Raw genomic sequence first — 14,583 nt, forward strand, 5'->3', positions numbered from 1 at the left:
TACATGGGAGGCGTCCGATGACCACCACCGCCGTCAACTTCGCCGCCCAGGAGCGGATGACCCCGGACGACTACGTCGTCACCGCCATCGCCCGCGACTTCGCCGCCCGAGGCGAACTGTCCTTCGAACGGTTCCTGTCCGGCTACTACGCCGAAAGTCTGCGCATCATCCACGACGCCCACCTGACCCATGCACCGCCGGACCCGACCAGCACTGCCCCACCTGCAACGGCATCCGCGTCGGACTCGCCGGACTCGCCGCCGAACAACGCGCCGTCACCACCGGGCAGGTGACCCATGACCACTGACCGCCACACCACCACCGGCCCCCGTATCGAGGGCCTGGTCCTGGTGCTCATCCTCATCGCGGTCGCCGGGTTCGCCGGGGCCGCCTCCTTCACCCACGTCAAAGACTGGACCCTCGCCAACAGCCCGGCTGGGACCGGGGCGTGGTTCGGCTGGGCCAACGCCGTCATCTCCGAGCTGGTCCCGATCGCGTGTCTGCTGACCATCCGCCGACGCCGCCGCTCGGGCGCGCCCATCGGCTACCCGCTGTTCCTGCTCATCGCCGCCGCCAGCCTCTCCCTCGCCGCGCAACTCGCGGTCGCCAAGCCCGGCATCTCCGGATGGCTCCTGTCCGCCGTCCCCGCGCTGGCGTTCATGGCCCTGGTGAAACTCGTCCTCGCCCCGGCACCCACACCGGAACAACCCACCACCGCGCCGGCTACTCCGGCCGAACCCATCCGCGTCCAGGTGGCCGAGCAGGTCACCACCGAGCCTGTACCACCGGCTGCCATCACCCCGACCCCGGCCGCCGAGCCGGAACCCGTGACCATCCCGGCTGTCGCGCCGGAGTCCGTCGCCGCACCGGCCGAGCCGGTCGACGTTCCCACTCATCTGCTGCCGATGGCGCGTTTCGCGGCCGTGCAGCACGAACAGGCCACCGGCCAGCCCATCACCCCGGCCGAACTGGCCGACCGCCTCGACGTCACCCCACCCGTCGCCGGGCAGCTCCTGGCCACCATCGGCGGTGGTGCCCGATGAGCATCCACACCGTTGACGTCGTGCAGCTCCTGCACACCTGCCCGGCCGAGCCGGAGCCCCACCCCTACGACACCCGCCGGACCGTCGTCGACGTCATCGACGGCGGGCCCTGCCGCAACCCGGTCACCATCCGCTGCGGCACCACCGTCACGCAGATCGCGTGCCGACGGCACGAGCCGGTCAAGCGCCAGTGCGGCGCCTGCCGGGTCATCGTCATCGAACGCACCATCACCAACCTGCACCCCACTGCTGGGGTGGCCGGTTGATGGCCTCGACGCTGGACCTCACCCCCCGCGCTTCGGCCCGGGGGGTGGGCTCGAACGCCGATGTCCCACCCGTCTACGGCTGGACTGCTGCCGGAGCCGCGTTCGAACGCGCCACCCGACCGGACTACTACGGCTGGCTGGAACACGTCCGCGCCGCCGCTGGCTGCACCCGCCCTATCCGCCTGTCCGGGCAGATCCTCACCGTCGAGCAGGCCACCGGCCGGGTCGTGGACGCGCGGCACACCGACGCCATGCCTGACGCGGCGATCTACACCGCCTGCGGCAACCGCCGCGCCACGGTCTGCCCCGCCTGCGCCCAGACCTACCAACGCGACGCCTTCCAACTCCTGCGCGCGGGTCTCGTCGGCGGCAAGGGCGTGCCGGAGTCGGTGGCATCGCATCCGGCGGTGTTCGCCACGTTCACCGCGCCGTCGTTCGGCACCGTTCACGCCCGGAAGGTGAAGCGGCACACCTGCCGCAACCGCCGACGCTGCGACTGCCGCGCCGAACCCTGCCACGCCCGCCGCGACACCGGACTCTGCCCCCACGGCCGTCCCGCCGTCTGCTGGGCCCGCCACGAAACCGGGGACGCGGTGCTCGGGCATCCGTTGTGCCTGGACTGCTACGACCACGACCACCAGGTCGTCTGGAACATCTTCTCCGGCGAACTCTGGCACCGCACCAAACAAGCCGCCGAACGATGGCTCGCCAAGCTCGCCCAACGCCGCGGCGTCCCCCGCGTCGAGGTGGTCACCGCCTCCGGCAAAACGCGCAAGGTCGCCCCGGTGCGGCTGTCGCCCGGGAAGGTCGCCGAACTGCAAGCGCGGGGAGCGGTGCACTTCCACGTCATCGCCCGCCTCGACGGCGTCGACGCCACCGATCCCGACAACGTCGTGCCCCCGCCAGCCGGGTTCACCGTCGACGACCTCATCGACGCGCTGCGTCACGCCGCCCGGCAGATCGCCTTCCACACCCCGCCCCACCCCGACCGGCCCGAGGGATGGCCGATCGCCTGGGGCGAGCAGGTCGACCTGGAACCGATCGCCACCGACGGCTCCGGGGAAGTCACCGATGGGATGGTGGCGGGCTACCTTGCCAAGTACGCCACCAAAAGCACCGAGGCCACCGGGCACACCTCCACCCGCCTGACCGCCGACACGATCGGGGACTACGCCGACCCCGACGGCGACCACACCGCCCGCCTCATCGACGCCTGCTGGCGCATCGGCCGACCCACCACCACCCCGGCCCCACTCACGCAACGGCCCCGGGAACCCCGGCCACGGCCCGGCTTCGTCCACCGCTGGGAATGCCCCGACTGCGGCACCCACACCCGCTACCCCGCCTGCCCCGTCTGCGTCGCCCACCGTCAAGCCGCCCTTGACACCGAACCGACGAAGCCAGCAACGACCAACCCTTACGCCCGGCTGCGCCGATGGGCGCACATGCTCGGCTACGGCGGCCACTTCCTCACCAAAGCCCGCCGCTACTCGGTGACCTTCCGGCTCCTACGCGACACCCGCATCGCCTACCGCCGTCACGAGCACCAGGACCACGAACACCCCGCCGCCAGCGGCCCACCCGTCGACCACGTCGACGAGGACACCACGCTCATCGTCGGCACCCTCACCTTCGCCGGAGTCGGCTGGCACACCTCGGGTGACGCACTGCTCGCCAACACCGCCGCTGCCCTCGCCCGCGAACGACGATCCACCGGCCGCGAAGAACTCGCCCACGAACTCGCCACTACCTCGGCCGGTATCGCGCCGGTCGCCGCTTGATCCCGACAGACCGAGGAGGTCACCCGTCATGAGCACCACCGCCCGCCCCAATCCGGTCGTCCGACTCGTCCCTCGTACCGGGACCGTCGTCGTCGAGCCGGTCACCTACACCGTCCGCGAGGTCGCCAAGCTCCTCGGCATCTCGCTAGGCAGCACCTACGCTCTCGTCCGCGACGGCACCATCCCGGCGACCCGCCTCGGAGGTCGCTGGCTGATCCCGCGTGCCCGGTTCCACGCCTGGCTCGACGGCGTCACCGAGCAAACCGCCGCCACTGGCACCGAGCATGGCCGGAGGCGCTGATGGGTTTCGTCCGCAAGACTCCGGCCGGTACCTTCCGTGCCTGCTGGCGTGATCCTGCCGGTGGGCAGAAGTCCAAGAGCTTCCGCACGAAGCGGGAGGCCAATGCCTTCCTCGCCGAGATCGAGGGGAGCCTCAATCGGGGCATCTATGTGAACCCGCACGCCGGTCGTACCCGTTTCGGTGACTTCGCTTCGCAGTGGCTCGCCACCCGGGCAGTCGAGGCGCGTACGACTGAGCGGACCGTCTCCATGCTTCGCACGCACGTCCTGCCGAAGTGGGGTGACTGGCCGCTCGGAAAGGTCGACTTCATGTCGGTGCAGGAGTGGGTGACCGGTCTCGGTCGGGATCTCGCGCCCGCCACCGTGGCCAAGTGCTACCAACTGGTGTCGATGATCCTCAAGACGGCGGTACAGGCACGGCTGATCGCCACCAACCCCGCCGAGGGGGTGAAGCTGCCGCGTGATCGGTCCCGCGACGTCAAGCCGGTCACGATCAGTCGGGAGGACTTCTTCGGTCGGCTGCTTCCGGCGGTCCCGCCTCGGCATCGAGGGATCGTCTCCGCTGCCGCTGGGGCCGGTCTTCGCTGGGGCGAGTGCGCCGGCCTGACGTGGTCGTCGGTGGACCTCGACCGGGCATCGCTGCGCGTCGTCCAGGTGGCCGAGGAGACGCACGGCGGGATCGTGCTGCGCCCGTACCCGAAGAGTCGCGCCGGGGTCCGGACCGTGCCGCTACCGTCCTTCCTCCTGGCCGCGCTCCGCGAGCTGCACACCGCCGCCGACGATCCGGACCCGCGAGCCCTGGTCTTCCGCGACCGGGTCGGCCGGCCACTGCGCCGATCGAACTTCCGGCGGCGAGTGTGGCTGCCGTCGCTGGTCCGCGCCGGGCTGCTCGGCCAGGTCGCCAACACCGGGCCACACAGGTACCGCGCGACCTGGCCGGACCGGGAGGGCATCGAGTGGTCGGCTGAGTTCACCACCGAGCGGGAGGCCGTCGCCTGCGTGGCGGCCAAGGCGTCCGGTGGGATGCGCTTCCACGATCTGCGGCACGCCTACGCCACCTGGCTGGTCACCGACGGCGTTCCGATCAACCTGGTGCAGCGGGTGATGGGCCACGAACAGGCGTCGACGACGCTCAACCGCTACACCCACACCCCGGACGACTACGCGGCCCGCGTCCTGGCTGCCTTCGACGGCTCTGCTGCCTCTCTGCTGCCTCCGACGCGGGAGACACCACCGGGAGGCACCCTGGACGACGGCGAGGAGGGCCTGTGACCTGCGTCGGAACGGTCACGGCGCAAAGGGACGACCCCCGTCGGGGGGAGACGGGGGTCGTCTTGTGGTTCGGCTCCGGGGGGGTCGAGCCGAACCGACTCAGCGGTTACGGGGGGTGCAACCGCCGAGGCCGGCGGCGTCGGGAATGCGAACTCCCGTCGCGAGGACAAGCATGCCGCAGCCGACCCTTATACGTCGAGTGGTGTTCAGTCCACGCAAAGCTAATTTCTCGCACATCAGATGTGACCGCCGTCACTCCTCAGGGTGCTCGTCAACATCCACGACCCTGCGCGGACGCCTCCGCGCCGCCCGTCGGGCTAGACTTTCGCGCCGTGGGCCGCAGCGCCGCTTTCTTCGATCTCGACAAGACCGTCATCGCCAAGTCGAGCGCACTGGCATTCGGTCGGCCGTTCTACCGGGACGGGCTGATCACTCGCCGTGACGTGGTCAAGTCGGCGTACGCCCAGTTGATGTTCCGGCTGGGTGGCACCGACGAGCAGACCATGGCCCGCACCCGGGACTACCTGGCCACACTCTGCAAGGGCTGGCCGGTGGAACAGGTCCGCCAGATCGTCGCGGAAACGCTCCACGAGCTGATCAACCCCTATGTGTACGCCGAAGCGGCCGCCCTCATCGAGGAGCACCAGGCCGCCGGCCGGGACGTGGTGCTGGTCTCCGCGTCGGGTGACGAGATGGTCCGGCCGATCGGCGAGCTGCTCGGGATCAACGACGTGATCGCCACCCGGATGGGTGTGGTGGACGGCCGGTACAGCGGTGAGGTCGAGTTCTACGCCGCCGGGCCGAGCAAGGTCGAGGCGGTCAGCGAGCTGGCTCTGGAACGCGACTACGACCTCAGCGACTCGTACGCGTACTCCGACTCGTACTCGGATCGGCCGCTGCTGGAATGCGTGGGGCACCCGACGGTGGTCAACCCGGACCGGGCGCTGCGCAAGCTTGCGGTGGAGAACGCGTGGCCGGTGCTGGAGTTCCGGCACCCGATTCCGCTGGGCCGTCGCCTGCGTGAGCGGCCGGCGGTGCCGGTCGCGGCGGCGGCGCTCGGTGTGGGCGTCGGCGTGGCCATCGGCATCGCCTGGTACGGCCGGCACCGCCGCACCCGCGCCACCGCGCCGACCGCCTGACGCCCGCGCCCGTCAGGACGCGGCGAGGATCTCGTCGCCGATGAGCGTGATCTGGTCGGCGCCGACCTCCACCGCCGTCATGTAGTGCCGCAGCCAGGAGCGCAGGCCGTCGGGCGTGCCGGTGGCGAACGCGCCGGCCGCGCCCACGTACTCCGGTTCGCGTTCGCGGTGACCGACGTCGACCGCGACCAGCCCGCGGGGGTCGAACCCGGTGGAGATCAGCACCAGCCGGGCGGCGGCGCGGGCCACCACCCCGGACGGGCCGGGGAAGGGGCGCAGGTTCAGCAGCTCGCCGTGTACGACGGCGGCCAGCACCAGCGGTGGCACCTTGGTGCCACCGGCGACCAGGGCGGCGAGGCCGTCGAGGCGGGCCGCGACCACCGGGTCGGCGACCGGCCGGCCCAGTTCCTCCTCGGTCACCACGTCGCGGGCGGCGAGCACGTGCAGCCGGGCGAGCACCTGCCGGGGTGCCTTGGGCCAGAGGTCGCTGAGTCCGGGCAGCGCTCCGGCGACCCGCAGCGCGCCCTGCATCACCGGGTCGGTGACGGTGCCGGCGCGTACCTCCTCGCGGTCGTGGACGCGGCCTTCGAGCGCGGCGCTGGCCACGGCGGAGCGGAGGCTGACCTCGGCGGCGACCTGGCCGCCCTGGCGGCGCAGCGCGCGGTGCCGGTGGGCCTGGTCGACCCGGTCGCGGGCCTGCTCGACGGCGGTGGCGACGTCGGCGAGCGCGAGCAGCGGGGCGAGCGGATCGGTGGTCACCCCGTCACGCTAGCGACCGCCGGGCTCCCCGCATGCCCGGGGTGTTAAGAAGGGGCCCTTCCTCTACCGGAGGCGTTAACAGGGGGCCCTTCCTTACACCTCGGCGCGAGGGGAAGGCCGCTGGGCGCGCGGTGAGGGGTCGGGCGGTCGCGACCGGGGTACGGCGGGACTAACCTTCCCCGGAGTAGGAGACGCAGGTCACGCGACGAAGGAGTCACCGCATGAGCGAGGCATTGGCCAACTTGCTGAACGAGACGCGCCAGTTCCCGCCGCCGGCTGAACTCGCCGCGAACGCCAATGTGACCGCCGAGGCGTACGGGGAGGCGGCCGGTGACCGGCTGGCCTTCTGGGAGCGCCAGGCCGGCCGGCTGGCCTGGGCCCAGCCGTGGGAGCAGGTGCTGGACTGGTCGAACGCCCCGTTCGCGAAGTGGTTCACCGGGGGCACGCTGAACGTGGCGTACAACTGCCTGGACCGGCACGTCGAGGCGGGCCTCGGGGACAAGGTGGCGATCCACTGGGAGGGCGAGCCCGGCGACACCCGCACCGTCACCTATGCCGACCTGCACCGGCTCACCTGTCAGGCGGCGAACGCGCTGACCGAGCTGGGCGTGAGCGCCGGTGACCGGGTGGCGATCTACATGCCGATGATCCCGGAGGCGGCGGTGGCGATGCTCGCCTGCGCCCGGATCGGCGCAACGCACAGCGTGGTGTTCGGCGGCTTCTCCGCCGACGCGCTCACCAACCGGATCCAGGACGCCAGCGCCAAGGTCGTGATCACCGCGGACGGCGGGTACCGGCGGGGCAAGCCGTCGGCGCTCAAGCCGACAGTGGACGAGGCGGTGGCGAAGTGCCCGTCGGTGGAGCACGTGCTGGTGGTCCGGCGTACCGGTGAGGAGGTCGCCTGGTCGGGCAAGGACCACTGGTGGCACGAGACGGTGGAGACCGCGTCGGCGGAGCACGAGGCGCAGCCGTTCGACGCCGAGCACCCGCTGTTCATCCTCTACACCAGCGGCACGACCGCGCGGCCGAAGGGCATTCTGCACACCACCGGCGGCTACCTGACCCAGGTGTCGTACACCACGCACGCGGTGTTCGACCTGAAGCCGGAGACGGACGTCTACTGGTGCACGGCCGACATCGGCTGGGTGACCGGGCACTCCTACATCGTGTACGGCCCGCTCTCCAACGGCGCCACCCAGGTCATGTACGAGGGCACGCCGGACACCCCGCACAAGGGCCGGTTCTGGGAGATCGTCGACAAGTACAAGGTGACCACCCTGTACACCGCGCCGACGCTGATCCGCACCATGATGAAGTGGGGCGAGGACATCCCGGCCGGCTACGACCTGTCGTCGCTGCGCCTGCTCGGCAGCGTCGGTGAGCCGATCAACCCGGAGGCGTGGATCTGGTACCGGCAGCACGTCGGCCGCGGTGAGCTGCCGGTGGTGGACACCTGGTGGCAGACCGAGACCGGCGCCATCATGATCTCGCCGCTGCCCGGCGTGACCGAGGCGAAGCCCGGCTCGGCGATGAGCCCGCTGCCCGGCATCGTCGCCGACGTGGTGGACGACCAGGGCCAGTCGGTGCCGAACGGCGGTGGCGGATACCTGGTGCTGAAGGAGCCGTGGCCGTCGATGCTGCGGACCGTCTGGGGTGACGACAACCGGTTCCTGGAGACGTACTGGTCGCGGTTCGGCGCGGGCGCCAACACCGGCGACGAGTGGGTCTACTTCGCCGGCGACGGCGCGAAGAAGGACGACGACGGGCACATCTGGCTGCTGGGCCGGGTCGACGACGTGATGCTGGTGTCCGGCCACAACATCTCCACCACGGAGGTGGAGTCGGCGCTGGTCAGCCACCCGTCGGTGGCGGAGGCGGCGGTGGTCGGCGCGACCGACCCGACCACCGGGCAGGCGATCGTCGCGTTCGCCATCCCGCGCGGCAGCGCGGAGACCGCCGGCGACGCGGGCGAGCAGCTCATCGCCGAGCTGCGCAACCACGTGGCGAAGACGCTCGGCCCGATCGCGAAGCCGCGGCAGATCATGCTGGTGCCGGAGCTGCCGAAGACCCGCTCCGGCAAGATCATGCGCCGGCTGCTGCGGGACGTGGCGGAGAACCGGTCGCTCGGCGACGTGACCACGCTCCAGGACTCCTCGGTGATGGAGTTGATCTCGTCGGGGATGAGCGGCGGCAAGTCCGACGAGGACTGACGACAGCCGATCAGGGGGCGGACCGCATCGCGGTCCGCCCCTTCGTCGTATCCGGGATCCGCGCCGGTCGATCGGTGGACCCGATCTGACCTGATCGGCCAGAGCACTTTTCCACCACTGTCGATGTCGCTGGTTGTCGGTTACGTTCAGCCGCACCGGCGGATTTCGACGAGCGTCAGTGAGACGGCCGGTTCCCCACCATTCCCTACGAACGGAGTGGCATGCTCCCCATGTCGCAGCACAGGGCACGGCGACGCTTACTCGTCGCGCTGCCCGTCATCGCGCTCGCGGCCTCGTCGCTGACCGTGACGGGCAGCGCGGCGGCCCAGCCGTCCCGGTCCGCACCGGTCACGATCGGGGCGGACGAGCACTACATCAACTACGCCGAGCCCGAGGTGCAGCCGGACACCGGCGGCAAGGAGGTCAAGGGCCGCGACGGCGTCTTCTCCTCGCCCGCGGACGAGGCCCGCGCCTACGACCGCAAGTACGCCGGCGGCAACCCGATCGCCGCCCGTGAGCTGGCCAAGCTGGAGGCCAAGTCCATCCGGACCGGTCACAGCCCGCGGAAGATCAAGAAGGCCAAGAGCACGCAGACCGCCAAGCTGCTGACGCTGCTCGTCGAGTTCAACGACAAGGCCAACGACGACTTCACGAACGTGATGGTCCCGAAGACGGTGTTCGAGGACCGCACCTGCGTTCCCGGCACCGTGCAGAACGGGCCGCGGCACAACACCATCCCGAACCCGGCCACGCTGCCGCACAAGGACAACAACTCGATGTGGGTGCCGGACTTCTCGCCGGCCCACTACGACAAGATGCTCTACAGCAAGAAGGGCATCACCGAGCGGGTCCGCAAGGACCTCAAGGGGCCGGACGGCAAGCCGGGCATCAGCCTCGCCGGGCGGACCATGCACAACATGTACCTGGAGATGTCCAAGGGCGCGTACACCGTGGACGGGCAGGCCAGCCCGTGGATCACGGTGCCGCACTCGGAGGGCTGGTACGCCGCGTCGCGCTGCTTCCAGGACGAGAACGGCAACTGGGTCGCCGGGCGTGAGCAGTCGATGAACGGTCACCCGGACAACCCGCAGGGTGCCGGGCGTCTCGCCACCGACGCGATCGACGCGCTGGCCGCGGCCGACCCGAACTTCCCGTGGGCCGACTACGACATCGAGGACCAGAGCGACCGCGACGGCGACGGCAACTACCACGAGCCGGACGGCGTGATCGACCACCTGGTGCTGGTGCACGCCAACCAGGGCAAGTCCCGTGGCGGCGGTGACGTCGGGATCTACTCGGTCTGGGCGCACTCCTCGACCGTGACCGGCGGCTACACGATCCCCGGCACCAACCTGAAGGTGTCGAACTACATCGTGCAGCCGGAGGACGCCGGCGTCGGCGTCTTCGCCCACGAGTTCGGGCACGACCTGGGTCTGCCGGACCTCTACGACACCTCCGGCAACGCCGACTCGGACGTGGACTTCTGGGACCTGATGGCGTCCGGCTCGCACTCCGGCGAGATCTTCCAGGCGCTCCCCACCCACATGGGCCTCTGGGACAAGTGGGTGCTCGGCTGGGCCGAGCCGAAGACGTTCGGGCCGGGTGATCGGTCCAAGCTGGTCAAGCTCGGGCAGACCTCGCGTACGCCGGTCGGCACCGAGGACGGCATCAAGATCGACCTGCCGGACAAGGTGATCTCGCTGGCGACCCCGCACAGCGGCGGCAACATGTGGTACTCCGGCGCGGACCAGAACTGGGCCGACGTCAAGCTGAGCCGCACGGTGACCGTCCCGAACGCCGCCGACGCGAAGTTCTGGATGTGGAACAACTACGTCATCGAGGCGGACTGGGACTTCGGCTTCGTCGAGGTCTCCACCGACGGCGGCGCCACCTGGAACGAGCAGAAGGTGTACGCCGAGGGCGGCGCGCTGGTCTCCACGAACGACGGCTACGCCGACCCGAACGGCCGGATGGTCGACTTCGGCAACAAGAAGTACGGCCTGACCGGCAGCACGGGCGGCTGGCGGCACGACTACGTCGACCTGTCGTCGTTCGCCGGGCAGACCGTGCAGGTGCGGCTGCGGTACGCCACCGACGAGGCGTTCGTCGAGCGCGGCTGGTTCGCCGACGACTTCTCGGTGACCGGCGGCGGCGCGACCACCTGGAGCGACGACGTCGAGAGCGGCGCGGCGGGCTGGACCCAGACCGGCGGCACCTTCACCGACACCAGCGGCGCGGGTTGGTACATCGACTCGGGCACGCAGGTGAAGTCGCACTACTACCTGGCCGAGTGGCGCAACTTCGACGGCTTCGACAACGGTCTGAAGTACACCTACGACACCGTCTACTCGCACGAGGCCTGGAAGGTCGACCGGATCGCGTACAACGCGCCGGGCATGCTGGTCTGGTACCGGGACACCCAGCTCGGCGACGTCAACCACGTCACCGCGCAGATGACCGCGCTGCCCAGCTACGGCGCCAAGGGCGGTCTGCTGATCGTCGACTCGCACAACGACCCGCTGCGCCGCAAGGGCGTCGCGGCCGAGAAGGACCCGTCGGTGCTGAAGAACCTGCCCAGCCGGCCGCAGTCCTCCAACGCCGCGTTCGGCCTTCGGCCCACGTACCCCTTCAAGGAGTGCCTGGAGGCGGCGGACGAGCCGTACAGCGAGTACTGCACGAAGTTCGGCCCGCAGGCGCCGGTGAAGGGCTTCACCGACGCCAAGGGCTGGTACCCGGGCATCGAGATCCGTGACGGCGCCGCGTACGCGCGGGACAACGACGCCTCGGTGGTCATCCCGTCCCGGGGCAACCAGCAGTACACGACCCGGGTGGTGAACCCGGACGGCAGCCCGGCGACCGACTACTACGGTTCGACGCTGGGTGGCGGGGCGATCGTGCTCGGCACCGGCAACCCGGGTGACGCGGGCGTCCAGTACGGCGTCTCGATCATCATCAAGCGGGCCGCCAAGGACAACTCGTACGCCCAGGTGTACGTGGTCCCGCCGCGTCCCTGAACGGGCGCGGTCAAAGCGGAACCGGAATGACCGAAAAATGATCTGATCTAGCTCGATGGGGGAAGGGCCGGGAGCGCGAGTGCTCCCGGCCCTTCCGCGTAACCAATTAATCCATGCATGTCACTGCCGTCGCGGCTCCGCACATCGTCGCTGGTCAACGGCTTGGTGGCGAGCAGGTGTATGACGGTGAAAAGCGTTCTCAACAAAAAGTTGCAACAAATCGACGCACGCATCTTCCCACCAGTCGCAGCAGTGTCTATGTTCACCCTTGGTCCCACTAGTGGGACGTTCCACCGGCCCGTACCCCCAGTTGGGCCGGTTCCCTCACACCGGAGGTACCACGTGCGCAAAGTCGCAGTGGGTCTGCTCGGGCTTTCGCTGACCGCGACGGGGCTGATGGCAGGCACGTCCGCCAGCGCCGCGCCGACGCCGAAGCTGCCGGCCGCCGCTCCGTCGGTGGCCGAGCCTGCGCAGGCTGAGCACGACCTGCCCAACCCGCTGGAGGAGAAGCGGCGCGCGCTGCGCCAGGAGGGCCTCAGCGAGGTCCTGTCCGGCAGGGCGAAGGCCCAGAAGATCAACGGCAGCAAGGTCGTCAAGGTCGGCGAGCAGGCTGTCGCCGGTCCCGCGGCGGGCAAGGCAGCCAAGAGCACCAAGGCCGGCAAGGGTCCGGTCAAGGATCAGTACGTCGAACTCTCCCGCGAGCGGACCGACAAGATCTTCGTCATCCTCGCGGAGTTCGGCGACGAGCGGCACCCGAACTACCCGGACCAGGACACCGACCCGGACACCCCGGGCCCGACCCGGTTCGACGGTCCGCTCCGCAACCAGATCCCGCAGCCCAACCGGGCGGTGGACAACTCCACCGTGTGGCAGGCCGACTACAACGCCGACCACTACCGCCAGCTGTACTTCGGCACCAACCCGGGTGACGAGTCGCTGAAGCAGTACTACGAGGCCCAGTCCTCGGGTCGGTACAGCGTCGACGGCGAGGTCACCAACTGGGTGAAGGTGCGGTACAACGAGGCTCGCTACGGCCGCTCCGGCGGCTACCCGTGCGCCTCGAACGTCTGCACCAACACCTGGGCGCTGGTCCGCGACGCCGCCAACCAGTGGGTCGCCGACCAGAAGGCGCAGGGCCGCTCCGACGCGGAGATCGCCGCGGACGTCAAGGCGATGGACGAGTGGGACCGGTACGACTTCGACGGCGACGGCGACTTCAACGAGCCGGACGGCTACATCGACCACTTCCAGATCGTCCACGCCGGCGGCGACGAGGCCGACGGTGACCCGTACCAGGGTGAGGACGCCATCTGGAGCCACCGGTGGTACGCCTTCGCCAGCGACCAGGGCAACACCGGCCCGGAGAACTTCCCGGCCGGCGGCACCCAGATCGGCAACACCGGCGTCTGGATCGGTGACTACACGATCCAGCCGGAGAACGGTGGCCGGAGCGTCTTCTACCACGAGTACGGCCACGACCTCGGTCTGCCGGACGACTACAACGTGGTCAGTGGTGGGGACAACAACAACGAGCACTGGACCCTGATGGCCCAGAGCCGGCTCGGCGCCAAGAACGACGGCGGCATCGGCGAGCGCGGTGGCGACCTCGGCGCCTGGAACAAGCTCCAGCTCGGCTGGCTCGACTACGAGGTCATCGTGGCCGGCCAGAAGCGCACCCTGGAACTCGGGCCGCAGGAGTACAACTCCAACAAGGCCCAGGGCGCCGTGGTGGTGCTGCCGCAGCGGGAGTACACGTTCCAGAACGGCAAGCCGTTCGAGGGTACGAAGCAGTTCTTCTCGGGCAACGACGACGACCTGAACAACGCGATGACGCGCACTGTCGACCTCACCGGGAAGACCAGCGCCGCGCTGTCGATGAAGGGTCGCTACAGCATCGAGGCGGACTACGACTACCTGTTCTTCGAAGCGTCCACCGACGGTGGCCAGACCTGGGCCTCGCTGCCCGGTACGGCCAACGGCACCCCGCTGAAGGAGATCTCCCCCGGGCGCTACGCCCTGGACGGCTCCAGCAACAACCAGTGGGTCGACGTCAACATCCCGATGGACGCGGTCGCCGGCAAGGTCGTGCAGTTCCGGCTCCGCTACCAGACGGACGGTGGCGTCTCCGAGGGCGGCTTCTACGGTGACGCGATCACCGTGACCGCCGACGGTCAGACGGTGCTCTCCGACGGCGCAGAGGCCGGCGCGAACGGCTGGACCCTCAGCGGCTTCAGCATCGTCGAGGAGACCTACACCCGGAAGTTCGACAACTACTACATCGCCGGCAACCGGTCGTACGTCTCGTACGACAAGTACCTCAAGACCGGCCCGTACTTCTTCGGCTACTCGAACACCCGCCCGGACTACGTGGACCACTACGCGTACCAGGAGGGTCTGCTGATCTCCTACTGGAACCTCCGGTTCGCGGACAACGACACGTTCGCGCACCCGGGTGAGGGTCGGAACATGATCATCGACGCGCACCCGCGGCCGATCTACAACCTGACCGGGCAGCCCTGGCGGGCCCGCGTCCAGGTCTACGACGCGCCGTTCAGCCTGAAGAAGGCCGACTCGTTCACGCTGCACCTCAACAGCCAGCCGCAGTACATCCGCGGCCAGGCGGCGCAGCCGCTGTTCGACGACACCAAGCAGTACTGGTTCCCGGAGCTGCCGAACCACGGCGTCAAGCTCCCGGCCACCGGCACCAAGATCAAGGTTCTGGAGCAGAACGGCACCTCGATGAAGGTCCGCTTCTCCTGATCCACGGATCGACGCGCCACGCGATGCCCGGGCGGGCTC

11 protein-coding genes are annotated in these 14,583 nt (G+C 69.7%); 10 read left to right on the plus strand and 1 reads right to left on the minus strand.

Translation table 11 applies throughout. The features are described from left to right. Positions 1 to 17: 17 nt before the first annotated feature. The 7 genes from ACSDG8_RS15295 (at position 18) to ACSDG8_RS15325 (ending at position 5,801) form a co-directional block, all read left to right on the plus strand. Positions 18 to 293, plus strand: coding sequence for a hypothetical protein (locus ACSDG8_RS15295; RefSeq protein ID WP_439428013.1), 276 nt, complete (start codon positions 18 to 20; stop codon positions 291 to 293). Positions 294 to 296: 3 nt separating this feature from the next. Next, complete coding sequence (locus ACSDG8_RS15300; protein WP_439428014.1) at positions 297 to 1,043, plus strand: hypothetical protein; 747 nt, start codon at positions 297 to 299, stop codon at positions 1,041 to 1,043. After that, a complete protein-coding gene (locus tag ACSDG8_RS15305) occupies positions 1,040 to 1,309 on the plus strand; it encodes a hypothetical protein (RefSeq protein ID WP_439428015.1) in 270 nt (89 codons plus the stop codon). Before ACSDG8_RS15300 ends, ACSDG8_RS15305 begins: the two co-directional genes overlap by 4 nt. Further along, positions 1,309 to 3,090 (plus strand): replication initiator, encoded by a 1,782-nt coding sequence (locus ACSDG8_RS15310; RefSeq protein WP_439428016.1) that lies wholly within the window; start codon positions 1,309 to 1,311, stop codon positions 3,088 to 3,090. Before ACSDG8_RS15305 ends, ACSDG8_RS15310 begins: the two co-directional genes overlap by 1 nt. Positions 3,091 to 3,118: 28 nt before the next feature. Beyond that, the gene (locus tag ACSDG8_RS15315) at positions 3,119 to 3,391 is read left to right on the plus strand and encodes a helix-turn-helix domain-containing protein (RefSeq protein ID WP_357477895.1); all 273 of its coding nucleotides are present in this window, start codon (positions 3,119 to 3,121) and stop codon (positions 3,389 to 3,391) included. After that, entirely contained in the window at positions 3,391 to 4,662 is a 1,272-nt protein-coding gene (locus ACSDG8_RS15320) for a tyrosine-type recombinase/integrase (protein WP_439428017.1), read from the plus strand. The genes ACSDG8_RS15315 and ACSDG8_RS15320 overlap by 1 nt, the downstream gene beginning before the upstream one ends. Before the next feature lie 332 nt (positions 4,663 to 4,994). After that, a complete protein-coding gene (locus tag ACSDG8_RS15325; protein WP_210892806.1) occupies positions 4,995 to 5,801 on the plus strand; it encodes an HAD family hydrolase in 807 nt (268 codons plus the stop codon). 12 nt (positions 5,802 to 5,813) lie between these two features. On the opposite strand, the gene ACSDG8_RS15330 is transcribed toward ACSDG8_RS15325, so the two are convergent. Beyond that, positions 5,814 to 6,560: an oxidoreductase gene (locus tag ACSDG8_RS15330; RefSeq protein ID WP_210892804.1), complete on the minus strand. Its 747-nt coding sequence runs from the start codon at positions 6,558 to 6,560 to the stop codon at positions 5,814 to 5,816. A gap of 221 nt (positions 6,561 to 6,781) precedes the next feature. Here ACSDG8_RS15330 and acs point away from each other — a divergent pair, with 221 nt between their 5' ends. The 3 genes from acs (at position 6,782) to ACSDG8_RS15345 (ending at position 14,544) form a co-directional block, all read left to right on the plus strand. Beyond that, positions 6,782 to 8,770, plus strand: a complete 1,989-nt coding sequence (acs, locus tag ACSDG8_RS15335; protein ID WP_210892803.1) for an acetate--CoA ligase — start codon at positions 6,782 to 6,784, stop codon at positions 8,768 to 8,770. A 230-nt stretch (positions 8,771 to 9,000) separates the two neighbouring features. Further along, positions 9,001 to 11,784 carry an immune inhibitor A domain-containing protein gene (locus tag ACSDG8_RS15340; protein WP_247678183.1) on the plus strand — a complete coding sequence of 928 codons (2,784 nt, stop codon included), beginning with the start codon at positions 9,001 to 9,003 and terminating at the stop codon, positions 11,782 to 11,784. Positions 11,785 to 12,141: 357 nt separating this feature from the next. Further along, a complete protein-coding gene (locus ACSDG8_RS15345; protein WP_210892988.1) occupies positions 12,142 to 14,544 on the plus strand; it encodes an immune inhibitor A domain-containing protein in 2,403 nt (800 codons plus the stop codon). The last annotated feature ends 39 nt before the right edge of the window (positions 14,545 to 14,583 follow it).

Source organism: Micromonospora sp. LA-10, assembly GCF_051853095.1.
Classification (GTDB): Bacteria; Actinomycetota; Actinomycetes; order Mycobacteriales; family Micromonosporaceae; genus Micromonospora; species Micromonospora echinospora_A.